This window comes from Prosthecobacter sp. (assembly GCF_044222565.1).
In the GTDB taxonomy this organism is placed as follows: domain Bacteria; phylum Verrucomicrobiota; class Verrucomicrobiia; order Verrucomicrobiales; family Verrucomicrobiaceae; genus Prosthecobacter.
The window spans coordinates 35,231-58,643 of record NZ_JBGANA010000002.1; the positions used below are offsets into that span (position 1 = coordinate 35,231).

Below are 23,413 nucleotides of genomic sequence, written 5' to 3' on the forward strand. Positions count from 1 at the left end.
TAAACGGGAGTGAAGCGGGCAACTTGCTGGGGGTGGTTGGGGAGGTGTGATTGAGCCTGAGGAGGTTGGATTGTGAGTGGAAGGGCTGGGCGGGAGCTTTTGGCAAAGGGGATGGTCGGAAACTTGGAGATGCTGTTATTTGGGAGGGGCAGGGTGGCGGCGAGCCGGAGAAAGGGTAAAAAAATTATGGGTAAAAAATTTTTTTCCGGAGGGGAGGTTGGGATTGATGGTGAAGGTTTTTCGTGAATCGCCGAATGAATTGTTTGAAGAGCGCTAGTGGTTTCGAAGGAGGAGTTACGGAACAGAATTCCTGCTTAAGCCGGACTGTAAGCGGCGTTGGGTGGGGCGATTGCCTGTTGGTTTGAGGGATGGGTTAGGAAAGAAGTGAGGGGCGAAGTTTGTTATGGAAGGCCTATGAACGCGTACCTTCCAACCGATGCCTCGAATGATGCTGTTTGTCCTGAATGCGCGGAGGGTGGGAGCGAGCGGCAGAGCTTGAGCTGGGGACGGCGTGATTTCATGCGGGTGATGGCGGGTGGCGCGGTGGGCATGATGGGCGGCGGTGCGCTGCGTGCGGCTCCGGCTGAAGCGCCGCGCACGGTGAAGCCCGCTGAGGACATGATCCGGGAGCTGTTTGCGACGCTGTCGGCTGAGCAGAAAACGGCGATGGTGCGGCCGTGGGATCACATGACGGACGGGATGCCGACACGTCTGAAGACGCATAACGCGGCACCGCTGGGCAAGAAGCTGGGCGAGCAGTTCACAAAGCCGCAGCAGGAGCTGATCGAGAAGACATTCCGGGCGATTCTTTCTGGCGATGAGGCGTATGACCGGATCAGCCGCCACGGCAAGTGGGACAGCAGCGGATCGTTTGAAGGAAACGGCATCGCGATCTTTGGCGATCCTTCGGGCAAAGATCCATTCTCATGGGTGTTTGCGGGACATCACCTGACGCTGCGCTGCGATGGGAATTCGCAGCCGAACACGGCGTTTGGCGGGCCGATGTATTACGGCCACTCGGCAAACGGGCACAGCGACGTGAACGTGTACAATGATCAGACGCGTGAGGTGATGAGTGTATTTGAAGTGCTGAATGAGGCACAGCAGAAGCAGGCGGTGATCGTGGGTTCGCCGGGAGATGGTGTGGGAGCACTGAAGGCGAAGCTGGTGGAAAAGCCGGCGACGGGAGTGGGGTATGGTGAGCTGGATGAATCCCAGCGTACCCACGTGGCAGGGGTGATGCGCAAGCTGCTGGATCCCTTCCGCAAGGAAGACGGGGACGAGGTGATGCAACTGATCAAGACGAATGGCGGGATGGAGAAGCTGCGGCTGGCCTTCTACAAGGACAATGCGGAGAAAGGGAATGACCGCTGGGATGCGTGGCGCATCGAAGGGCCGGGCTTTGTGTGGAACTACCGGGTGCTGCCGCACGTGCACTGCTTTGTGAACGTGGTGGGACAGGCGTAGAGACGGACCGGGCATGCGGATGCGATTTCACCTCCTTTTGGGCGGGCTGCTGACAGGTGGCCTTGCCGAGGGGATGGCGTGGGCTGAAGCGCCGGATTTTCAGAAGGACATCCTGCCGATTTTTGAGGAGAAATGCATTCGCTGCCACGGGGCCAAACGAAAGGGAGGCAAGCTGGACATGAGGACGATGGAGGCGCTGCACCTCGGCGGCGATACGGGGCCTGCGCTGAAGCCAGGGAATGCGAAGAAGAGCCTGCTCATCGAGCTGATTCACTACAAGGAAATGCCGCCTAAAAAGGAGGGGCCGTTTGTCACGGCGGCGGAGCTGGATCTGATGCGGGAGTGGATCAATGCGATGCCGGAGAAAAAGTGACGCAAGCGGGGATAGGGGGCGGACTTGTCCTAGGCCGGGTCTAAAGCTGGTCTAAATGCCAATAATTAACTAGAATAACCATATTAAACGGGGTTAATTATGTGGCTCTGGGCTGTCGATTTGACGGCACGGGCCGCCCATGTCTGCAAACTCCCATCCCCCACCCCTCGAAAAGCCAGTGCGGATAGCACCCTGGCGGGGGCCGTTGCATTTTGGGCTGCTGGTGATTTCGGCGATGCTTTCGCTGGCGCTGCAGTTTTGCTATGTGGCGCTGGTGGGGGGGCTGTTGCTTTGGATGGGCTGGCGGGTCTATCTCATCACCGGAAGAATGGCGCATGCAGGGATCTTTCAGTGGGTCATCATCCTGGAACTGGTGAAGTTTGCCTTCATGGGAGTGACGTGGGTGTTCATGCTGAGGCCGCTGCTGCCGAGGCCGAAGTGCCCGAAGGTGGCGGTGCAGGTGAGCGCGGCGACACAGCCGCAGCTGTTTGAACTGATCCACATGCTGTGCTGGCACCTGCGGGCGCAGCCACCGGAGCAGGTGTGGCTGGACACGTCGATCTCTGTCCGGAGCACGATGTTCGGCGGACTGACTGGGATACTCACCGGAAAGACGATGCTGCACGTGGGGCTGCCGGTGGTGTCCGTGATCACCGCACGGGAGCTGAGCGGGCTGCTGGCGCATGAACTGAGCCACAACGCCGGCGGCCTGGGGACGATCTTTGTGCATGCGGTGCGGGAGATGAACGCGTGGTTTTTCCGTGCGGCGATGGAGCGCGACCAGTGGGAGATGCATCTGAGCGAGAAGCCGCGGCGGGAGTCTGAGTGGCATAAGCAGGGGCGGAGGCTGATCTGCGGGTGGATGTGGGCGGCGAAGATCCCGTTCATCTTTTTTGCGCTGGCTTCGCGGCTGGTGAGCATGGTGACGCTGTGGCTGATCCAGCGCGCGGCGGAGAGGAGCGGCGAGAATGTGATTGGTGAGGCGATGTATGGGAGGATGCAGCGCAAGCTGGCCCTGCTGGGGGCGGCATGGCATGCGGCGGAGCAGGAAATCCAGCGCGGCATCATTCAGCATCGGCTGCCGGAAAATCTCTCGCTGCTGATGGCGCGGCATGTGGCCACGGAGGCGAAGGCGCGGGCCATGGCACGTGCGGAATCTGGAGAAGCAGGCGGGGAAATGAAGGCGGAAGGAGAGGCGGTGAAGGGGGCTGCGCTGGTGGCTTATCTCTCGCACCAGCAGCCAGCGGCGGCGGTGATGCGGCAGTTTGTGGATCTGTCCCGGCAGGTGACCTATTTTTACTATCAGCATGAGCTGGGGCTGAACCTGCACGAGCACCGCATGGTGGCGGACGAGGAGGTGATCCATCAAAACCGGCGCGAGGAAGAGGCGCTGCTGGTGATCCGGCGCTACTTCGGAGGACTGGCGCATCCGGAGCGGGCGATGTGCGGGCTGGGCAGCACACCGACGACGTCCACCGGAATGGCGGACCTGAAGCGGGAGATCCTGCGGGTGCGCGAGGAAATCATGGTATGGGGGCCGCAATTCAAGGTGGCGCTGCAGGAATGGAACCAGGCATGGCAGCGGCGGCGCGATCTGGAAGCGGCGGCAACGCTGAGCCTGGCGGGTTTCACGGTTTCACGCATGCAGTTTGGCACGGCGGACTCCAGTGCAACCTCTCTGCGAGCGGAAGCTGCGTGCCAGCGGATGGTGATGGAGCACATGGAGGGGCCGCTGCAGGAGCGGGAAAGAGTATTGGAATGCCGCTTTGCCGCGGCGCTGGGCATGCTGTGGTGGAGCGAGCCGGAGGAGCTGAGCGAGTGGCTGAAGGCGCGGCGGCGCGACCTGCCGGCGTGGGTGACGATCTATGAGGCGATGACGGGTGCGCTGCCGTCTTTCCGTGAACTGCTGACGACGTTTTTTGCGTTTCAAACTCTGGGCGCGAAATTTGCGAATGTGGATGACCCGAGCACGTTTCTGACGGCGCTGCAGTCGGTGGTGCCGAAGATGCTCAACCTGGTGCGGCAGATCATGGCGACGATGGACGGCGCGCCGTTTCCATTCACGGATGACGGCAAAGCGGTGGCGCTAAACAAGCACCTGCTGCCGATGCCGCTGCCGGAAATGCCGGGAGTTTCGATGACCCTGGTGGATGCGGCGAGCATGCGCGGCATCGGATTGAAGATGGCCTCGCTGGCGTCCGAGTGCATCGCGCCGTATGTGGATGCATTTCTGAGCCTGTATCACCGCGCGTTTGCGTGGCTGGCAGAATCTGCGGAGCGGACGGAGACGCACTTTATGGGGGCGCTGAATTTCGGCTCGGCAACGGAGATTCTGCTGCCGGATGAGTTTACGACGCAGCGGCTGGGCATGAAGTCGAAGTCGCCGGATTCGATCGCGGCGTGGAAGCCGCCGTCGTGAGGCGTGTTACTTTTTGTCCTTGGAAGCCTTTTTCTGGGCATCCAGCAGCTCCTGGTATTCGGACTGGTATTCCTTCACTGTGTCCGGCGGGAGTTTGCGTGACTGCATGACGCTGAGCACGAGCTTGAAAGCGGCGGCGTCTTCTTCAACGCTGGCATTGGTGGCGAACTCCGTCAGAGGTTCTTCCGCCGGGGTGATCTGTTCGAGGAGCGGCTTGATTCTGGCTTCGCGCTGGTCTTCGGGCAGCGCCCCCCAAAGCGTCCACAGGGCCTCGACGGAGTTGGGATAATCGGCGGCCCAGCCTTCGGCGGTGGCCAGGAGTTCATTGCCCTCCTTAAGTTCAATGAAGGCATCTGCCATCATCGACCAGGTGTCTTCATCGTGGCCGATGGAAGCACCGAGTTTCCTACCCCAGGCGACCGTGTTTTTGTAGTCCTCTGCTTCGTAGCAGAAGGCGGTGCGCATCATGAGGAGCACTGGAGAGGTCGGAGCGATTTTTTCCAGATCGGTGAGGGCTTTGTCGAGTTCCTCCTTTTTGTCATCGAACTGGGACAGAACAGCCACCTTGGACAATAGAAACACTTCGCCCAGCACAGCGGGGAGCTTGACGGCTTCCAGCTCCTTGACGAGTGACAAAGCCTTGTCGAGATCACCATCCTGCAGGGCGATGCCCATTTGGGCAAATTTCGCCGAGTTTTCCATCTTGAGGCCCTCCTTGGAAGCGGCGGCCTGCATGCCCATCTGCAAGGCGGAGGAGAGACGAATGCTGACACTGATGTTTTCGAAATCGGTGAGCATCCACTTCTCGCCACGGCGGCGCAGCCACCAGCGCACTTTGCTTTCCGCATTATCCTCATCATGAACTCGCGCGATGATCAACGCCTTGTCACCGTCGAGATCGATGCGGCGGATTTCGGCATCCTGGAACTGGAAGACGGGACGGATGACGGGAAACATGCGTTCGTTGGTGAGGATGAGACCTCGTTTCATTTTGAGCTTGGTGGCATCCGAGGGCTGGGTGTCTTCACCGGCGAGGCTGGCCTCGATCAGGGCGTCCCAGTCCACCACCTGCAGGTAGTCGCGAATGCGCATGCGGTAGATTGTCTCCTGAAAAGTGGAGAGCCAGGTGATCAGTTCTGCCTGGCGTGCGGGATCAATGACGGGTGCCTCCTTCAGCAGGGAAACACGGATTTTGGGCGGCGAGTCCTCCCTTGCAGGTTCCTGGGCGTGGGAGGTGAGATGAAAAATCAGTGCCAGGACCGTGAGGAGGGGGGGCAGGCGATGCATAGCGAAATATTTGCGCATAACGCCCATTTCAGGCAAGCTTAGGCACGGCAATTGTTCTTTAGCGGGGTGTAAACGCTGGCTTGAACATCTGCCGCTTGGCAGGATAGTCTGCGAATCTTTCCCCCCCATTAGAGCCCCCTATGTCGGAGCCGAGTCAATTCAGGCACTATCAAATCGTTCAGGACGCCGACGGCAACAACGTCGAGCTGGTCCGCAATTCCGAGCAGGTGGCCGTGCTGGCGTTTGATCTGGAGCGGATGGAGTATGTGCACTGCCATGTGCTGCTGGAACCGCTGGCGAACCGGGCGGGGTTTGAGGAGGCGTGCAAGGGGCTGCAAAAGCGCGGGCATCCGGCGCTGGCGCGGATGATCGAGTTTGGCGAGGACGAGGGGAACCCGTTTTACATCACGAGCAATGTGGATGGAGAAACGCTGCGGCCGTATCTGGCGCGGCAAAATGACATTCCGGGCTGGCTGGCGATCATGATCGCCTGCCGTGCGCTGGAGACTGCGGTGGCGGTTTGCGAGCGGGGGGAGTATCTGACGGAGTCGCCTCTGGACAGCCTGAGAGTGGTGCAGACTGCGCCGCAGACGGTGCAGGTGCTGGCGGCGGATTTCCGAGTGATCGACAACAGCGCGGGCAAGAAGAGAGCGCTGAAGACGAGCTTTGAAAAGCAGGCGAAGTTTTTGCGGACGTTTCTGGTGGAGCAGGGGGGGACGCTGCCGGACCACATGCTGGTGGCGGCGGATTTTGCGGAGCTGCTGAATGCGTGCCTTTCAAGTGCGGGAGTGGGCGTGATAGCAGCGATGCGCGAACTGCGCGCTGGCTTGAAAAAGCTGGCGCCTGAGCAGCTTTCCGGGGAAATTCCCACGACGCAGAAGCCGCGGGCACTGCTGGCGCCGCTGCTGGCGAGCTACCAGGAAGTAGCACGCGGACTGGTGAATCTGGTGCGCATTCAAAGCCAGCGGCTGGACATGGCGAACCCCTACAGCATGCGAGGCACGCTGACAAAAACGGGGCGCAGCGTGCTGATCGAGCAGGTGCCGCCGTCACGCATCTCGAATGCGCGGGTGAAGGAGGTGGACGGCGCGGCTTACAAGATCACGAAGCAGCGTGACAACCCGAGCCTGATCACACTGGCGCTGGTGAACGAGTCTGATGACATCACGTGCCTGGCCGAAGAAGTGGCGGAGGGCATCAGCTTGGGGGAGGTGATGCGCGAGAGGCATTACCTGGATGTGCAGGAGGCCTATCTGGTGCTGGCGGGGCTGGACACGGCGCTGACGCAACTGGACAACTCCACGCTGCCGGTGAGCAAGCTGAGGCTGGAGGATATTTTTCTGCTGACGGGTTTTGCGCGTGAGGACTCGCGCAGCACGAAGCTGCTGGTGTCCAAGCTGAATGAGTGGCCTGCGTTTAACCTGATCGTAAGGGCGCATCCGACGCTGGCCTCGATGTCCGGGCGTGGAACGGACCCAGCGGTGCTGCTGCCCCCAGCAAAAGGGAGCAGCACGACGGTGTGGCATGGCGGGTGGCTGGCGGCGCTGTGCAAATTTTTGCTGGGACTCGAAACTCCCCTGGGAGTGAACGCGGAGCCGGAAGGTGGCGCGCGGGAACGGGAGACGGTGGCGCGACTGCTGGATGATGAGATCGCGAAAGTGGCTGAGTCCAAGCCTTCGCAACGAAGTGATTTTCTGGCGAGGTATGCGCGGATCATTCAACACTATGATCTGGCGAAACCGAGCGAGCCTGTGCGAGCGGTGGCAGTGGAGCCTGTGGTGGAGCTGGGCGTGAAGGCGCGTGCGAGAACGATTCCGGTGACGAAGACGGGTGTGAAGCGCGAGCTTGTGGCTCCGCTTGGCTCTGAGTCTGTGAGGTCGCCCATCGCCCTGACTTCGGGCGGTGCAACGAGTGGCGATGAACCGACGATCGGTTTTGCTGAACTGCTGTTCCGAAACGGCGGGGAGCCCTCGCCCCCTGAAGCACCGGACTGGGCCCGGGCGGCCGCGAGTGCGCCGCCGACGCTGCCTGCGCACCTGATTGCGCGGGAAGTGGTGCCGATCTGGCTGAAGGCGGCGGTGTTTCTGAGCGGATCGATGGTGCTGGGAGCGATGTGTGCGCATCTTTCCGGTTCTGCGCTCTGGCAGAAGAAGCACCCGCCCGCACCGGTGGATGCGGTGGCGCCTTTGAAGGCTTCTGCCGTTCCGCCCAAGGCTGGTGTGGTGGTGGAGCCGAGTGTGCCGAAGGCCATTCCGGTGGCACCGGCCCCGGCACCGCCTGCGGTGGCGCCTCCTGTGGACAACGACGAACAACGCGGGCGCGGGGTGTCTCTCACGCTGCCGCCAGGTACTGGCGGGTTGCGAGATCAACTGGCCCCGCCAGTCAATCCTCCTGCACCGACACGACCCTGATGAAAACGTTTTTTCGCGGCCTTGCCGCCGCCTTTCTTGCCAGTCTGCTGACGGCTTGTCCGGAGACGACGGTGGATGATGACTTCGGACTCAAGCCTGCGGTGCTGAACGCGAAGGACTGGGACGGCGCGTGGGAAGCAGTGAACGATGACGACGAAATGAAGTTCACGGTCGTGGATACGGCGGCAGGTGTGATGGTGGTGAGCGAACCGGGAAAGAAGGATGACAAGCCCATTGAGTTTAAACTCCGGCGCGCAGTGGCGGGCGAGAAGGTGAAGCTGCTGTTCGCAGTGGCGCGGGAGCGCGGGGGGAAGAGGGCGGGAGCGTCGCTGTTTCTGATGCGTGAAGCAGAAGAAGGCGTGCTGTACAGCTGGATGATCGACCACGACGCGGTCGCGGCGGCGATCAAGGCTGGGCAGCTGAAAGGCGTGGTGAAGCCGGACAAGGACGGGGCGCACAGTCATCTGGAATCCACGACGGCGAATTATGCGAAGCTGCTGGAGCCGCAGTTTTGGAACTGGTCCGAGCCGACTTGCCTGAAAAGGCTGAAGAAGTAGGCGGGAGATACGCGGGCTTGCGCTTGGGCGGCAGAGCGGGCATCGGGTGGGGATGAAACGCATTCAGGACGCACGGCTCTACGGGATTGTTGACCTTGGTTATGTCACGGCGGAAAACGTCGAACACATGACGGATCGACTGTGTGCGGGTGGTGTGGATGTGCTGCAGCTGCGGGCGAAGAGGATGGGCAAGCCGGAGATCGAGAGGCTGGCGAGGCTGATGCTGCCGATTACGCGAGGGCATGGGGTGCCGCTGGTGATCAATGATCATCTGGAGATCGCCGCGGCGGTGGGCAGCGAGGGGGTGCACGTGGGGCAGGATGACGATGCGGTGGCGAAGGCGCGTGCGGTGGTGGGGCCGGAGTGCTTTGTTGGCAAATCGACGCACAGTCTGGCGCAGGCGGTGGCGGCGCAGGCGGAAGGGGCGGACTACATTGGCTTTGGGCCGCTTTATGCGACGGGGACGAAGCCGGACTATGTGCCGATTGGCCTGGAAGATGTGGCGGAAGTGCACCGGCGGGTGGCGCTGCCGATTTTTTGCATCGGCGGGGTGAATGCGGAGCGGCTGGATGAGATCGTGGCCGCGGGGGCGAGGCGGGTGGTGGTGGTTTCGGCGTTTTTGATGGCGGGGGATGTGGAAGGAGAGGTGAGGAAGCTGAGGGGGAGGCTGATGAATGATGAATGATGGGGGGCTTTTTGGGATTTCCGAACCGCAGGCAGGCTGCCTGTATCACGATCAGAAAAAAAACAGCCCGCACAGGAGATGTGCGGGCTGGTTGATAGTAGGGGGGATGGGTGGAGGAGGCGGTTACTTCTTGGACTTTTTCTTCGCTTTGGCTGGGGCTTTGGCCTCTGCCTTGGGCTGTTCTTTGGAATCTTCCTTTTTTGTGATGGGGATGATGCCGGCGCTGACGGCGCGGGCGGCGGGCAGGTATTCTTTGGCGAGGGCCTCGAGCTCTTCTTTTTTGATGCCGGAGAAGTCGGTGACAAAGGTGCGGGCCCAGTCGAGGCGCTCGGGATGCTCCTGGGAGCAGCGGAGGACGTTCATGGACCAGTAGCGGTTGTCACGGCGCATCTGCTCAAGCTGGGTGAGCATGGGCTTCATGGCGCGGTCGAATTCATCGTCAGTGATGGGGCCGGCGGAGAGCTTGTCGCCGATTTCGGTGACGAGTTTTGTGAGAGATGTGGCGAGCTCTGGCTTGCACTCGATCATGGTGGTCATGTAGCCGTAGCCAGTGAAGGTGTCATTGGCCACGTGGTAGCAGGCGGGGCTGTAGGTGTCTCCGAGTTCTTCGCGGACCTTGATGCGCAGGCGGTCATCGAGGACGGAGCCGAGGACGGTGAGGCGGCGGGTGCGCTGGATGTTGCTCATGTCCGCGGTAGGCCAGTAAATGGTGGCGATGGCCTTGGGGATCTCTGTGTCGAAGCTGAAAGTCTCGCTGGCCGGAGCCTTCGGGAATTCGACAGCGCGCTCCTTAGCGTAAGCGGGTTTTTTGTCGGCACGGGCGGGCAGGGCACCGAGGGTTTTGGCGACGGCGGCGAGGGCGGTTTCGGCATCGATGTCTCCGAGTACAGAGACTTCGAGATAGTCCTGCGTCAGGGCGGGGGTGAGCCAGGCTTTGACTTCGGCGAGGGTGCGCTTGCGAAGTTCTTCCTCTTTCGGGAAGCCCCAGCGGGGATCTCCGGAGTGCATGAAGGAGACGACCTCGTTGTTCATGACGCCTTCGGCGGTGTGCTTGAGCTGGGTGTAGAGAGGATCGATGCTCTTCTCAAACTGACGTGCGGCTTCTTCACGGTAACCGGGGGCGACGAGGTAGGCGGTGAGGAGCTGGAGCTGGGCGTCGAGATCCGCCGGGGTGGTGCGGCCGCTGAGCAGGAAGGCTTCGTCACCGACGGAGAAATCGCTGCCGACGGTGCGGCTGGCGAAGATGCGGCGGATGTCATCGACACCGTGTTTTTCCAGGCCACCGAGCTGGAAGGTGCTCTGGGCGAAGGGGATGATGCCGGGCTTGTTCGCGGGAGTGCTGAGCTTGCCGCCGCCGAAATTGACGAGCACACGAATGGTGCCTTTTTCGAACTCGGTGTGCTTGAAGTTGAAGCGCACTTTGTTTTCAAAGACGGCCTGGAAGATTTCGAGGTCCTTGGCCTCGGAGCGGGTGGCAACTTTGCCGGGAGCGCCGAAGCCCGTGTAGGCGAAGATGGCGGCTTCTTCCTTTTCCGGAGCGGCCACGGGCTGGGCACGGCTGGCCTTGAAGGTTTCGATGATCTGTGCGGCGGCATCGCCTTCGAGCTTGAGATTACCGCCCATGAAGAGCTGCACGTCATCGCCCTTCCAGTCTTCCACGAGTGCGGCGTGGCTGTCTTCCTTTTTGAGGCTGGCAAGGACGGTGGAAATACGGGCGAGGTCGTCGGCGGGATGGGTGAAGACTTTCTTGCTGGCGATGATGCTGACGAGGCCGCTGGCGAGATCGCGAGACTTACGGCTGTCTGCCTGGTCAGCGCGGAGCTTGGCACCTTTGAGAACGGTGGCTTTGGCCTCTTCGAATTCGGCCTCAGTGAAGCCGTGCTGGATGGCGCGGCGAAGTTCGGTTTCGAGCAGGGTGAGGGTGGGCTTCCAGTTCTTGGGATCGCACTGGGCCTGAATGCCGTTCACGCTGACGAACTCAAGGTATTCGTAGCTGTAGCTTTCAGCATTGATGAAGGGGGCGCCTTCGGCCTTGGCGAGTTTGGAGAGACGCTGATTGATCATCATGTCAGCGAGATCGCGGATGGTTTTTTCGCGGCGGGAGGCGGAGTTGTCGGGCTTGTTCTTGGCTTGGCGGGGTATTTCCACGGAGATGGTGAGGGCCTCTGCCTGCATTTCGGTGTGGAGCTTGGCGATGATGCCGTAGCCGGAGGTGACCTTGCCGAGATTTGGGTCTTCGGCATCGCCGTGCTTTGGCTTGGCATCAACGAAGTGCTTTTCGATCTCGGCTTTGAGGGCGGTGGTGTCTTTGAAATCGCCGACGGCAACGATGGTGGCGCGTTTGGGAGTGTAGTACTTTTCGTAGAATTCCACAAAGCGCGGGCGCTTCATGGATTTGATCATTTCCTCCGTGCCGATGGGCATGCGGTCCGGGAGAATGGACTCAGGCATGGCGAACTTGTAGCCGGCCTTCATGGTGCGGTAGTCGATGGAGTCTCGGCTCAGTTTTTCGCTGAGGATGATGCCGCGCTCCTTGTCGATCTCGTTTTCGTTGAGCAGCATGCCGTCAAGGTCATCGCGGAAAAGCTGGAGGCCTTCGGCAATGTAGCTCGGGTCAATCTTGGGAAGCTCGAGCATGTACACGGTCTCCTTGAAGGAGGTGTGGGCATTGGTGTCTCCGCCGAAGCCCATGCCGAGGCGCTGGAAGTACTCGACCATCTCGCCGCCTTTGAAATGACGGGAGCCATTGAAGGCCATGTGCTCAAGGTAGTGGGCCATGCCCTGCTGGTCGTCCTGCTCCATGAGGGAGCCGACATCCATGTAAAGGCGGATGCTGGCGCGACCGGGCGGCTCATCATGCGGGAGGATGACGTAGCGGACGCCATTCGAAAGCTGGCCGAACTCGGCCTTGGGGTCAGGCTTGAGATCGCTGCTGTCCTGCGGCCAGGTGGCGGCATGCGCGGTGGAGACGAGGGCTGCGAGAAGGAGAGAGCGGAGCATGGTGGTGCGGCAGTGGTTGGAACTGTAAACGGATGACGGGATCAAAACGGCTGGAGAATGCACAAGTATTCCAATGACGAAACGGCGTGGGAGCGGAAATTCGTCATTGGGATTTTGGACTGGAGCATTCCCGCTGTCCGCGGGCTATTCGACTTTGCCCAGGCCCGCTTCGGGGTCGGGCTCAAGGAAGCCGAGTTCGACGAAGAGCTCGTCCATGGCCATGAGGGTGGCCTCATACATCTCGAAAGAGAGGTTGAAATTGAAGAAGCCGTGGCCCTGGCCTTCGAACTCGATCAGGCGGCAGAGATTCTTCTTCTTGCTGGATTTGCGGGCGAACTCATAAGAGCCGTCAAAGGGAACGACACGGTCCGCGGTGCCGTGCATGATGAGCATGGGCGGCAGTCCGGGGCGGATGGCGCGGATGAGGTCCGCAGCCTTGCAGGTGGCCTGGTCCGGCCAGCGGTCGCGACCGAAGGCGTACTTGGAATAGGTGTCCATCACCGGATTGAACAGGACGATGGCGTTTGGAGCCGGGCTGCAATCGAGCGCGTCCGAGGGATCGTCAAAACCGCTGAGGATGGCGGAGGAAGCAATGGCGTGGCCGCCACCGGAGCCGCCGACGCCGACGATCTTGCCAGGATTGATGCCGAGCTCGACGGCGTTCATGCGGATCCAGCGGATGGCAGAACGGGCATCTGCCATGGCTTCGACGGGGCCGGTGCCATGACGAGTGGCGACGCGGTAATCAAAGCAAATGGTGGTCATGCCACGCGAAGCGAAATAGACGCAATGGGGAGCGAACTGCGCGACTTGGCCATTGTCCCAGCCACTGCTGAAGAAGAAAGCTGCGACCGATTTTGGGTACGCTGGAGCCTTGTCCATTTCGGGTTCCCAAATGTAGGCCGAGAGGTTCACACCACCGACGGTCTTGTAGATTTCTTCTCGGGCGGTCTTCAGCAACTCCCGATTGCGATCAATCGGGGGTGTTCTGGGCTGACCTTCGCTGTGTGACTCCATGTGTGGGGGGAAAGAAAAGTTGACGTTTGCCAGAATCACCAAATCGGCAAATGGTTTTACTCTGAATAAAAACTATCACAGCAAATTTACCGGGATGCTAATCATAAAATGATGATGAGCGGTTGTTTTTGAGTGAAACTTGGCCTTGTTCTTCATTTTAGAGTGCCCGCCATGCGCCAAATCCTTCTGTTTTTCCTCGGATCCGCCCTCTTTTTCATCGGCTTGCCTGCGTTTGGGCAGGAGGGTGATGGCGAACTGCGGGTGGCTCTGGAGAAAGCGTACCTCAAGTGGAGAGATGCGATGCTGCGCAAAGATGCCAACGCATGGGCGTCGAGCATCAGCCTTTACCGGCAGACGGTGATCCGTAATTCAGTGGTAAGCGAGCGCCTGCCGTTTCCGGATGCTGTGTTTGCGTCCGAGGTGCAACCACCCGTGCTGAACGGGCTGCGGCTGCTGGAGGCGCAGGCGGCGGGAGACACGGCGCACCTGGTGTATTTTGGCAAGGTGGATCTGGGGCAGGACAAGGAGCTGGTGAAAGAGAACCTGCTGAAGCTGAAATTTTTCCGAGAGAAAGGTGTGTGGAAATACGACAGCAACCGCATCTCCCGGCTGGATGGAGCGCCCGATGTGCTGAAGGAACTGCGTGCGGGAAAGCGCCCGGACTTTCTCGACAGCCCTGAATACACTCCGCCGGGCAGCGTGCCAACACTGCCGCCGCTGTGCCGTGTGCCTGACTTTAAAGCGGGCTACAAACTGCAGAGCTTCGGATATGAAACGACCATCACCATGAACGGGACCAAGTATGATCCTGCGGTGGATGCGCTGGATCAGCAGATCCTCATCGGCGGGCTGGTGAAGGGGCACAATGAGATCACGCTGAACATCAAACCGGTGCAAAGGCCGGAGGGTGAGAAGGCCTCGCTGAAGCTGCGTGTGTACACGATCTCCAAAGATCCTGGCAGTCCTGGGACCGAGGTGCTGCGGTGGGAGGCTCCTGACGGCGGCGCGCCTGCGAAGGTGACTTTGCCGATCGATGTGAAGCCGTGATTATTGTTACGTGTTCGTTGTTCTCTGTTCTCTGTTTTTTATCATGCCAACGATTGACCATGAAAACCAGCTGAGGGCCGCGGGCTTTCGGATTGTGGCTGGGATTGATGAGGCAGGGCGGGGGCCGCTGGCGGGGCCGGTGTGTGTGGCTGCGGTGGTGCTGCCTGATGATTTCGAGCACGAGGTGCTGAATGATTCCAAGCAGCTCAGTGAAGTGAAACGCGAACGCCTGTATGAGGAGATCACCGGGGATGTGCGCATCCGCTGGCACTGTGTGAGCATCGAGCCGGATGAAATCGACCGCATCAATATCTTGCAAGCCACATGGGAGGGGATGCGACGTGCCGCGCTGGGGCTGAGCCCGGCACCGGATGCGGCGCTGATCGACGGGAAGCCGGTGAAGCGCTTTCCGTTGCATCACGTTGCTTTGGTTAAGGGGGACAGCCTGAGCTATTCCATTGCGGCGGCGAGCATCATCGCGAAGGTGACGCGGGACCGGTTGATGGTGGAGATGGCGCGGAAGCACCCCCAGTATGGATTTGAAATTCACAAAGGGTACCCTACGCCGGGGCATCTGGCGGCTTTGAAGCTGCATGGTCCGTGTCCGCATCATCGACGCAGCTTCGGACCGGTGGCGCAACTCGAGCTGGATCTGATATGAGGCGGCGCAGAGGGCGGTCAGCAGTGTGGTGGCGCTGGCTGCGGCGGCGCGTGACGGGGGATGTGAGGCTGCGGACGGTGGCGATTTGGTGGAGGGCGCGGCGGCAGGCCTTGTTCAAGCGCCGTCTTGCCGGCCGAAGGATGGGGCGCAACGAGATCGGCAACATCGGAGAGCACCTTGCCGCGCGCTGGCTGTCCAAGCATGGCCGGAAGGTGCTGTACCGCAACTACCGCGGGCCGAACCGGGGCGAGGTGGACATCGTGGCGAGGCACAAGGACGTGCTGACCTTTGTGGAGGTGAAGTCGCGCACCAGCAGCGCCTTCGGACGGCCGGCGGATGCGGTGGGGCCGGACAAGCAGCGCCTCATCCAGCGTGGAGCGATGGACTGGCTGCGACTGCTGGGAAACCCGAGCATCAAGTTTCGTTTCGACATCGCCGAGGTGCTGCTGATCGAGGGGGAGAGGCCGAAGATCCACGTCATTGAGAATGCGTTTCAAATGCCGGACTCCTCCATGGCGGGGCGCCGAGGGGGCGGAGAGGCTGGCAATCGGCTTTGACAGCCTCGGTGCACTCCGTAAAACTGGCGGCTCTTTTCCCAACCCTTTTAAGATCACACCATGAGCCACGCCAATCCTGCCAAGAAAATCATCAACGACCCGCTGAAGTGCGCCGACGAGCTTTTTGAAGGACTCGTGCTGGCCTATGATGGCAAAGCGCGCCGCGTGGGCACGCGCTCGATCGTAATGAACGACCTGCGTCCGGACGCACCGGCGCTGCTGGTGGGTGGTGGTGCTGGTCATGAGCCGATCTACCACGGTCTGGTGGGCAAGGGCATGGCGGATGGGGCCGCGGTGGGCGAGATCTTTGCGGCACCGCCGCCGGACATCGTGCTGGAAGCCGCGCAGGCGGTGAACCGTGGCAAGGGCGTATTGTTTCTGTACGGCAACTACGCCGGAGACGTGATGAACTTTGACATCGGTGCGGAACTGGCCGCGGACGAGGGCATCACTGTGAAAACCGTCATCATCGCTGATGATGTGTGCTCTGCGCCTCCGGACATGAAGCGCAACCGCCGCGGTGTGGCAGGGCTGGTGCCGATCACGAAGATCGCAGGTGCGGCAGCGCAGACGGTGGACTCTCTGGATGAGCTGGCGCGCATCGCACAGAAGGCCTGTGACAACACGCGCACGGTTGGCGTGTCCACGAAACCGGGCAGCATTCCTGCGACGGGCAAGCCGACGTTTGAACTGGCGGACGACGTGATCGGCCTCGGCATGGGGATTCACGGAGAAAAAGGAGTGGGCCTGATCCCGATGTGCACCGCCGATGAACTGGCGGCGAAGATTCTTGATCTGCTGTTTGCCGATGATCTGGCGCTGGGAGCGGGAGATGAGATCGTGTTTTTCATCAACAGCCTGGGCTCCACGCACATGATGGAGCTGCTTATTTTGCTGCGGGGTGCGAAGCCGATCCTTGATGCACGCGGCATCAAGATTCACCAGACGATCGTGGACAACATCGTCACCTGCCAGGAAATGGCGGGCGTGAGCTTCAGCATCACCAAGCTGGATGCGGAGCTGAAAAAACTTTGGGACATGCCCTGCGAAAGCGTGGGGTACACCAAACTGTAACCTTCCTGAACACCATGAAACTCCCCGAGATCTTTGCCAGCCCAGCCAATGTGCGGACCGTCCTGCAAGGGACGCCGATTTTCAGCAAAGGCGACGAGTCCGGGGAGATGTATGTGGTGCAAAGCGGGGAGGTGGACATCGTGCTGAACGGCAAAATTGTGGAAACCGTGGGACCGGAGGGATTCTTTGGCGAGATCTCGCTCATCGAGGACTCCCTGCGTTCGGCGGACGCGGTGGCAAGGAGTGATTGCAAGCTGCTGCCGGTGAACCGGCATCACTTCCTGTTCATGGTGGATGAGATGCCGCAGTTTGCGCTGCACGTGATGAAGGGGATGGCGGACCGGCTGCGGAGGGCGGACAAGAGGGCTGAGGGGTAGATTGGCGAGGCGGGAGATTTATCAGAACACATAGACGATGTTTGCTTGGTGCTTGCCATCAGGGCGCGTTAATGGTGGAATGCCTGCATGCCTTTGCGTGGATGGATTTATGCCGCATGCTGTCTCTTGTTTGGGACGGCTGTGAGGGGGCAGTGGTTTCCTCGACCCATGCCTCCTCTTTCTGCGGGAGATCGCCAAGGGGTGGAGGTGCAGGTGATGGATGCTTTGGGTAAAGCGAGGTTGCCTGCTGCAGCCAAGGGCGTCGAATTTCAAGTGTGCGATGGTTACGCTGTTTTGATTGGAGACTGCTTCGCGGATGGGCGGAGCCTAGCTTTTGTGGAAGCAAGTGGGCTGGCAGGACTGGCGCTGGCGGCGCGGGCCGAAGGAAAGTGGGAGATACTTTCCATCTGGAATGTCGTGCCTGTCTGGATTCCAAAGGGGAGAGAAGAGGAGGATTTCCCTGAGTATTATAACATCCATCCCAAACCGCCCGAAAATCCCTACAAGCTGGTGGATCTGGATGGAGATCGCGTGCCGGAACTTCTTGTCAATTTTAATGATGACGGGTACAGCCTCGGATACGCCATCATCAAATTAAGCAAGGGAGAAGCTCTGCCGAAGCTGTTGGATGTTTTTTCGTCGAGGTATCCTCCGCAGGCGCGTGCAGGTTACTTTCTCACCTTTAGAGACTCGAAGCGGAAATCCTGGTGGGGAGAGACCAACTACCACAGGTGGGAGAAAGGACTGCCGGTGCATGTGGCTACGTGGCATGACGACGCCTATGATCCGGAGAACGATTATTGGCAGGTCACACGGGATGACTCAGACATTGTGCTGAGGATTTACCATCGTGAGGGATTTGAAATCAAAGAGATGATCGCCACACCCAAGGATGATGGGGAGACTCAAAAAGCGTACGCCACGGTCAAGGTGGATTGGAAACCCGGGCAGCGCCCGAGCGGTGACGACATGGGTGGCTTTGAAGAGGCCGAGCTTTATCTTTTTGAGAAGCTGACGGGCATTCCGGCGGCGGCCTTTAATGATACCGTCAACGGCAAACCCATTGATGAGGTGCTACCGTTGATGAAGCGCATTCGGGTGCGTGTGACAGGCTCCGAGGATGCCGTCCGAAAGCTGTCCCAGCCGGTGGAGAAGAAGCGCAAATGAGGCGGCGGAGGCGGATTGCGCGTTTGACATCCTCGCGCGTGCGCCAACAATCGCGGTCCCATGTCCAAAGCCAACCTTTCCAAAGACGAAGTCAAAGCCATGCTCATTCTCGCCTGCGAGCGCATCATCGCGGCGGAGCCGATGCTGTCCCAGGCGGACCGTGATCTGGGGGATGGAGACCATGGCATGGGAATGGAGCGCGGGATGCGCGCGGCGATCGAGAAGCTGAATGCGACGCCTGAGGTGGAGAGCATTGAGAAGGCGTTTTCGACCGTGGGCATGGCGATGATGAGCAGCATGGGCGGCGCGAGCGGCGCGATCTTTGGCACCTTTTTCCGCAATGGCGGGAAGGCGCTCAATGGCAAGGAAGCTTTTGATGCGGCGGGACTCGCGGCGTTTCTCCAGGCGGGTGTGGATGGTGTGAAGCAGCGCGGAGGTGCTGCGGTGGGCGACAAGACTTGTGTGGATGCGATGGAGCCGGCTGCCGTGAAAGCGGCCGAGGTGGCGGGTCAGACTCTGCCCGAGGCCGCTACTGCGGTGGCCGCTGCGGCGGAGGCGGGCAAGGAAGCGAGCAAGGCGATGGTGGCGAAGTTTGGCCGGGCGAAGACGCTGGGCGAGGCGTGCATTGGTTTTCCAGACGCCGGCGCGTGCTCGGTGGTGGTGATCATCACGGCATTCCGCGACTTCATCGTGGCCTGATCACCGGGCGCTGCCAGTCTTTCCAGAAGGCTTCCGTTTCCAAAGCATCGGGACGGATTTCGATGACGATGGGCATGGGCAGGAGGTCTTCGAGGTCACTGACGTCCTCGGTCAGGTGATACTCCATGCCCCAGAGCTGTGCCCAAGGCTCGAAGCTCATGGTATGGCGGTTTTCGATGACTTTGCCGCCGCCGTTGTTGATGATGACAATGCGCAAGCGCGGGTGATCTAGCTGAGAGATGATCCACGGCGCGGCGAGATCGTAAAGAGCGCTGAGATCTCCGAGGATGAGCCAGGACTCGCCTTTGTGCATGGCGCTGGTGCCGAGAAAGGTGGAGGTGAGGCCGTCGATGCCGTTGGCGCCACGATTGGAGAAGAACTCGACACCGGGTTTGGCGGATTGCAGGACGAGATTGAATTCGCGGATGGGGAGGCTGTTGCCGAGAAAGACGCGGGAACCTGCGGGAATGATGCTGGCGATCTTGCCGACCCAGGCGGGCTCAGATTGGGGAAATTTGTTCAAGTCCGGCTCGAAACGCAGGATGCCGCAGGTGGTTTCTAGAGGGGAGAGCTGGATGCTGTGAATGCAAGCCCAGGGGAGCGTCTGAACGTTTTCGGTGCGGGCGAGGCCGCTGAAGCCCGTGCGGGTGATGTGGGTGACTTTGACCTTTGTCAGGGATTCGAGATCCCGCCACCAGCGCCACGAGGGCACGGCGCCGATGCGCAGGACGTGGGAGGGACGCGCGGACTGCAGTGCCTGCTCACCGCCAGGGATGAGCAGAGGCTGCAACTCGGGGAAGCCATGCAGATTGGCGGTGGCCTCGGCGATGATGGGAGCGCCAAGGGCGGCAAGGATGGGGGCGACGACGGTGGCATCCGCAGGGGACAGGCCGGCGGCGAGGACGAGGTCGCACTGCAGCTCAAAGGACGGTGCCTCCTCCGGGGTGGCTGGCATGGTGGCGCTGGAAAAATCGATGCCGGACACATTGGTGTCCAGCGGCTCATCGAGGCAGACGTTGAGATGCATGGGGCCGTCCGAGCAGTGGCCTTCATGGGGGGATTCGTCCTTGGCATCCCAGTCGCCGACGATGGTGGCATAGACGCCGAACAAACCAGCCTGCTCGATGGCCTGGGGGGCGCCGCTGCCACGGTAGCTTTTGGGGCGGTCTGCCGTGACGAGGATCAGCGGCAGATTTTGATAGTGTGCTTCGATGGTGGCAGGCAGGAGCTCCGCAGCGGCGGTGCCGGACGTGGTCAGAACTGCGACGGGCTGGCGGTCTGCCATGATGCGGCCGAGGGCGAAGAAGGCGGCGCTGCGTTCTTCAAAGAAGTTCCAAATCTTGACGTTGGAGCTGGCGAGCAGGCATGAGACCAGCGGGGCATTGCGAGCGCCGGCGGCGACACAGACCTCACGCACGCCGAGGTAGGCGAGGGTGTGGAGGGTCTGATGGATGAGCTGGGCCTGCGTCATGATTGAAGGGCCAGAAGGCGCAGCACGGCTTCGCGCTTGAGGCGCAACTCGCGCCACTCGTGGTCGAAAGCGCTGCCGCCGACAATGCCGCAGCCGGAAGGAAGGCTGATCTGATCTCCCTGCCAGCAGATGCCGCGAATGGCGACAATGATGTGCGTGGTGCCACCGGCTTCGGCGAAGCCAAAGGGGGCGCCGAAGAAGCCGGGGACCTTGAGCTGCTGGCGGTATTCGCGCAGTTTTTCCAGGGCTTCGGCATCGCGTGGCAGGCAGCCGACCGCAGGGGTGGGATGGAGGAGAGGGACGAGCTGGGCGGGATCGGCGGCGTCTTTTAACTGCACGCTCAATTTTGACTGGAAATGCACGAGGCCGGAGGTCTGGCAAAGGGTGCGGGGATCGCGGGTAACTGTGCCGAGAGCCTGCAGCTGCTGAGTGAGGTAGCGCACGACGATTTCGTGCTCCTCGATCTCTTTCACGTCGGTGAGGAAGGCGTCCTGATTGCCGGGTTTGGCGGTGCCTGCCAGGGCCATCGTTTCAAGGTGCTGGCCGTGGACCTTGAAGAGCAGCTCGGGGGTGGCGCCGAGGAAGCCACCGCCGTCCTGCACGTGTGCGTAGCCCCACATGTTTGCGGGGGCGCGCATGACGGAACTGAGAAGGAGCTTTGGATCGCCTGCGGTCAGCGTGCCGACCTCTGTGAGGACGGGGACCATTTTTTCGATGCGCTTGGAGAGGACCTCACGGCGGATGCGGCGGAAAGCCATCTTAAACCACTCGGTGGCGGGCTTGGCCCACTGGATCTGGGGCTTCTGAGCGCCATTGAAGTGGAGGGTGGAAGCGAGGTTTTCAGCCGTGATCTGATGCAGCCGCGCAGGGACTTTCCAGGGCTTGGAGTCCTTGAGGTCGAAGTCATTGACATAGAAGGCACCTCCCGCTGCCGGCGCGGAGGCCAGCGCGGTGAAGGGGCCTTCTCCCAGCCATGCCCGCCCATCGGGCAGCCTGAACAATGCGAATTCCATCATGCGAGTTTCCATGCATAGTGAAACGAAGGCCGCAGGGTGCAAGATGGGAAAGTGGTGCGGAGTGTGAAAGGCTGCGCTGACTTCACCATGAAGTTTGAAAAGTGGAGTGATTTCCTTTGCCGCCGACGTCCGGATCTCGATACATTCTCAATATTGGGAATACGAGCTTTCCCTGCGTTATGAAGTGATTGATCCAATGCGGTGCCTTGATCACAGCATCGGTGCCTGCCGTTTGGTTTTCAATGATGGCGGTGATTTCTGAAAGCAAGCAAACAGTGATGCTCAAGAGGCAGGTCGCGTAAGCCCTGCTGGTGAAAAGCGGTTTTGATCGGAACACTCTTTCCTGGAGAGTGCTGCCGGACTTAATGACAGTTTTGCGCCGAATGTGCGTTTCGTGGGGAGCGAATGGCTCCGAATTTGCTACGTGGCTCGGTTTGAGGGGGGCGTGATTATTTTTGAGTCTATGAGCAAAAGCGTCACATGTGAACATCCAGCGACTTACTTCAGTCGAATCCTTATCGCATGAATGCCGCGGACGAATTTCTGAAGGTGGCGACCGACTATCAGCTCGGAGCGCTGGATACGGAGGCGCAGCACCCGTTCACCACCTCGTTGTCGCAGATGGCGAAAACGGATGTGGGTGAAGCGATCAAGCTGATGCATCAGGTGGATGTGATGGCGCTGCGCGAATTTGCGGCGAAGTCCGCACCGCTGGCGGACCTGGCGCGAACGATCGCGGCCACACTGGCGGCTGGCCGGCGGGTGTTTCTCTGTGGTTGCGGTGCCACGGGGCGGCTGTCCCTGAGCATCGAGGTCTTCTGCCGGATGGGAGTGCTGCCTGTGGCCGATCCTGAGCGTGTGGTGGCGTTCATGGCCGGTGGTGATCTGGCGCTGATCAAGGCGATCGAGACTTTTGAGGATCATCCGGAGTATGGAGCGCGGCAGCTGGAGGAGCTGGGTTTTGAGGATGGGGATCTGCTGCTGGCGACGACGGAGGGCGGCGAGACGCCGTTTGTGATTGGTGCGGCGGAGCGTGCGGCGGAGATCTCGCGGAACCACCCGTGGTTTCTGTATTGCAATCCGGACGAACAGCTGATCAGGGTGGCGGCGCGGTCCAAGCGGGTGATTGAAAATCCTGCGATCCACAAGCTGAACCTGTCCGTGGGGGCAATGGCAGTCTCCGGAAGTACACGGATGCAGGCGAGCACGGTGCTGATGGCGGCCATCGGCTTTGCGTTCATGCATCAGCATGATCCTGAAAACGCACCTGCTGAGGTGCTGCAGATGCTGCGGCATGCGGCGCATTGTGACGGGCAGTTTATGGTGCCGTTTGTCGAGCATGAGGCGGCGGTATATGAGCGCGGAGCCTTTGTGTTTTATACGAGCCCACACTATGGCATCACGGTGGTGACGGATACGACGGAGCGTGCGCCGACCTTCAGCCTGCTGCCGTTTGAAAAGCAGGATGATCGGGCGGCGCAGGCGTCGTGGTGCCATTTTCTGATGCCTGAGCAGCCGGAAGCGCATGCGGCGTGGAATGCGCTGCTGCGCAGGGAGCCGCGTACTCTGGAGTGGCCGGATGTGCGGCATGTGGCAGGAGCGGAGGTGCTGGCGTCTTATGATTTCTCTGCGCAACTGACCGAACGCCGTCGTGTGCGAACGCAAGAGGCCGAGCATCTTCTGTTCAATATCGGAGGCGGGGCGGGGGAGATGGTGTGGGAGTTTGACGGGCTGAAGGAGCGGATCGACCTGACGGGCATACACGAATTCCAAGCGCATCTGATGCTCAAGATGCTGATCAACATGCACTCCACGCTCGTGATGGGCCGCCTGGGAAGGTATCTGGACAACCTCATGACGTATGTGAAGCCGAGCAACAACAAGCTCATTGACCGTGCGGTGCGCTATGTGCGCCTGCTGGCGCAACGTCGCACGGGAAAGTTGCCGGGGTATGAGAAAGTGACGCGGCTGTTGTTTGAGGAGAGGGACAAACTTCAACCTGGGGAACCCATTGTGCTGAAGACGCTGGCGGCTTTGGGGGTGGTGGTGTAAGCGGGATCGAACTGGGCCGCGGCATTGAGAGGATATTTATGTCTCGACAGTGTGGGGGATTTTCTGGCAGCGTGAT

20 protein-coding genes are annotated in these 23,413 nt (G+C 60.5%); 14 read left to right on the plus strand and 6 right to left on the minus strand.

Annotated elements, in window-relative coordinates:
• Positions 1-414: 414 nt before the first annotated feature.
• The 3 genes from ACILSR_RS02490 to ACILSR_RS02500 all read left to right on the plus strand — a co-directional run bounded on the left by ACILSR_RS02490 (position 415) and on the right by ACILSR_RS02500 (position 4,259).
• On the plus strand, positions 415-1,467 hold the full coding sequence (locus tag ACILSR_RS02490) for a DUF3500 domain-containing protein (RefSeq protein WP_395748143.1): 1,053 nt from the start codon (positions 415-417) through the stop codon (positions 1,465-1,467).
• A gap of 13 nt (positions 1,468-1,480) precedes the next feature.
• On the plus strand, positions 1,481-1,840 hold the full coding sequence (locus tag ACILSR_RS02495; RefSeq protein ID WP_395748144.1) for a c-type cytochrome domain-containing protein: 360 nt from the start codon (positions 1,481-1,483) through the stop codon (positions 1,838-1,840).
• A 139-nt stretch (positions 1,841-1,979) separates the two neighbouring features.
• On the plus strand, positions 1,980-4,259 hold the full coding sequence (locus tag ACILSR_RS02500) for a M48 family metallopeptidase (RefSeq protein WP_395748145.1): 2,280 nt from the start codon (positions 1,980-1,982) through the stop codon (positions 4,257-4,259).
• 6 nt (positions 4,260-4,265) lie between these two features.
• Here ACILSR_RS02500 and ACILSR_RS02505 read toward each other — a convergent pair whose 3' ends face one another.
• The gene (locus ACILSR_RS02505) at positions 4,266-5,546 is read right to left on the minus strand and encodes a hypothetical protein (RefSeq protein WP_395748146.1); all 1,281 of its coding nucleotides are present in this window, start codon (positions 5,544-5,546) and stop codon (positions 4,266-4,268) included.
• Positions 5,547-5,686: 140 nt separating this feature from the next.
• Here ACILSR_RS02505 and ACILSR_RS02510 point away from each other — a divergent pair, with 140 nt between their 5' ends.
• Genes ACILSR_RS02510 through thiE form a run of 3 tightly spaced genes read left to right on the plus strand, consistent with a single transcriptional unit; the run spans position 5,687 to position 9,199 of the window.
• The gene (locus ACILSR_RS02510) at positions 5,687-7,957 is read left to right on the plus strand and encodes a hypothetical protein (RefSeq protein ID WP_395748147.1); all 2,271 of its coding nucleotides are present in this window, start codon (positions 5,687-5,689) and stop codon (positions 7,955-7,957) included.
• Positions 7,957-8,514 carry a hypothetical protein gene (locus tag ACILSR_RS02515; protein ID WP_395748148.1) on the plus strand — a complete coding sequence of 186 codons (558 nt, stop codon included), beginning with the start codon at positions 7,957-7,959 and terminating at the stop codon, positions 8,512-8,514. The genes ACILSR_RS02510 and ACILSR_RS02515 overlap by 1 nt, the downstream gene beginning before the upstream one ends.
• Before the next feature lie 52 nt (positions 8,515-8,566).
• On the plus strand, positions 8,567-9,199 hold the full coding sequence (gene thiE / locus ACILSR_RS02520; RefSeq protein WP_395748149.1) for a thiamine phosphate synthase: 633 nt from the start codon (positions 8,567-8,569) through the stop codon (positions 9,197-9,199).
• Positions 9,200-9,322: 123 nt separating this feature from the next.
• Here thiE and ACILSR_RS02525 read toward each other — a convergent pair whose 3' ends face one another.
• Positions 9,323-12,199, minus strand: coding sequence for a M16 family metallopeptidase (locus ACILSR_RS02525; RefSeq protein WP_395748150.1), 2,877 nt, complete (start codon positions 12,197-12,199; stop codon positions 9,323-9,325).
• Positions 12,200-12,343: 144 nt separating this feature from the next.
• Entirely contained in the window at positions 12,344-13,216 is an 873-nt protein-coding gene (locus tag ACILSR_RS02530; RefSeq protein ID WP_395748151.1) for an alpha/beta hydrolase, read from the minus strand.
• A gap of 171 nt (positions 13,217-13,387) precedes the next feature.
• Between ACILSR_RS02530 and ACILSR_RS02535 the strand changes: the two genes are divergently transcribed.
• The 7 genes from ACILSR_RS02535 to dhaL all read left to right on the plus strand — a co-directional run bounded on the left by ACILSR_RS02535 (position 13,388) and on the right by dhaL (position 18,798).
• Entirely contained in the window at positions 13,388-14,263 is an 876-nt protein-coding gene (locus tag ACILSR_RS02535) for a hypothetical protein (RefSeq protein WP_395748152.1), read from the plus strand.
• A gap of 43 nt (positions 14,264-14,306) precedes the next feature.
• Positions 14,307-14,924, plus strand: a complete 618-nt coding sequence (locus ACILSR_RS02540) for a ribonuclease HII (RefSeq protein WP_395748153.1) — start codon at positions 14,307-14,309, stop codon at positions 14,922-14,924.
• Entirely contained in the window at positions 14,921-15,481 is a 561-nt protein-coding gene (locus ACILSR_RS02545) for a YraN family protein (protein ID WP_395748154.1), read from the plus strand. The genes ACILSR_RS02540 and ACILSR_RS02545 overlap by 4 nt, the downstream gene beginning before the upstream one ends.
• 60 nt (positions 15,482-15,541) lie before the next feature.
• A complete protein-coding gene (locus ACILSR_RS02550; RefSeq protein ID WP_395748155.1) occupies positions 15,542-16,555 on the plus strand; it encodes a dihydroxyacetone kinase subunit DhaK in 1,014 nt (337 codons plus the stop codon).
• Between the two features lie 14 nt (positions 16,556-16,569).
• Positions 16,570-16,932, plus strand: a complete 363-nt coding sequence (locus ACILSR_RS02555; protein ID WP_395748156.1) for a Crp/Fnr family transcriptional regulator — start codon at positions 16,570-16,572, stop codon at positions 16,930-16,932.
• Positions 16,933-17,145: 213 nt separating this feature from the next.
• On the plus strand, positions 17,146-18,099 hold the full coding sequence (locus ACILSR_RS02560; protein ID WP_395748157.1) for a hypothetical protein: 954 nt from the start codon (positions 17,146-17,148) through the stop codon (positions 18,097-18,099).
• 60 nt (positions 18,100-18,159) lie between these two features.
• Positions 18,160-18,798 carry a dihydroxyacetone kinase subunit DhaL gene (gene dhaL, locus ACILSR_RS02565; protein ID WP_395748158.1) on the plus strand — a complete coding sequence of 213 codons (639 nt, stop codon included), beginning with the start codon at positions 18,160-18,162 and terminating at the stop codon, positions 18,796-18,798.
• Here dhaL and menD read toward each other — a convergent pair.
• The 3 genes from menD to ACILSR_RS02580 all read right to left on the minus strand — a co-directional run bounded on the left by menD (position 18,785) and on the right by ACILSR_RS02580 (position 21,571).
• The gene (gene menD / locus ACILSR_RS02570; protein ID WP_395748159.1) at positions 18,785-20,269 is read right to left on the minus strand and encodes a 2-succinyl-5-enolpyruvyl-6-hydroxy-3-cyclohexene-1-carboxylic-acid synthase; all 1,485 of its coding nucleotides are present in this window, start codon (positions 20,267-20,269) and stop codon (positions 18,785-18,787) included. The two genes, dhaL and menD, sit on opposite strands and share 14 nt — an antisense overlap.
• Complete coding sequence (locus tag ACILSR_RS02575; RefSeq protein WP_395748160.1) at positions 20,266-21,285, minus strand: chorismate-binding protein; 1,020 nt, start codon at positions 21,283-21,285, stop codon at positions 20,266-20,268. Before ACILSR_RS02575 ends, menD begins: the two co-directional genes overlap by 4 nt.
• A gap of 82 nt (positions 21,286-21,367) precedes the next feature.
• Positions 21,368-21,571, minus strand: a complete 204-nt coding sequence (locus tag ACILSR_RS02580; protein WP_395748161.1) for a hypothetical protein — start codon at positions 21,569-21,571, stop codon at positions 21,368-21,370.
• 236 nt (positions 21,572-21,807) lie between these two features.
• On the opposite strand from ACILSR_RS02580, the gene ACILSR_RS02585 reads away from it, so the two are divergent.
• The gene (locus ACILSR_RS02585) at positions 21,808-23,337 is read left to right on the plus strand and encodes an SIS domain-containing protein (RefSeq protein ID WP_395748162.1); all 1,530 of its coding nucleotides are present in this window, start codon (positions 21,808-21,810) and stop codon (positions 23,335-23,337) included.
• The last annotated feature ends 76 nt before the right edge of the window (positions 23,338-23,413 follow it).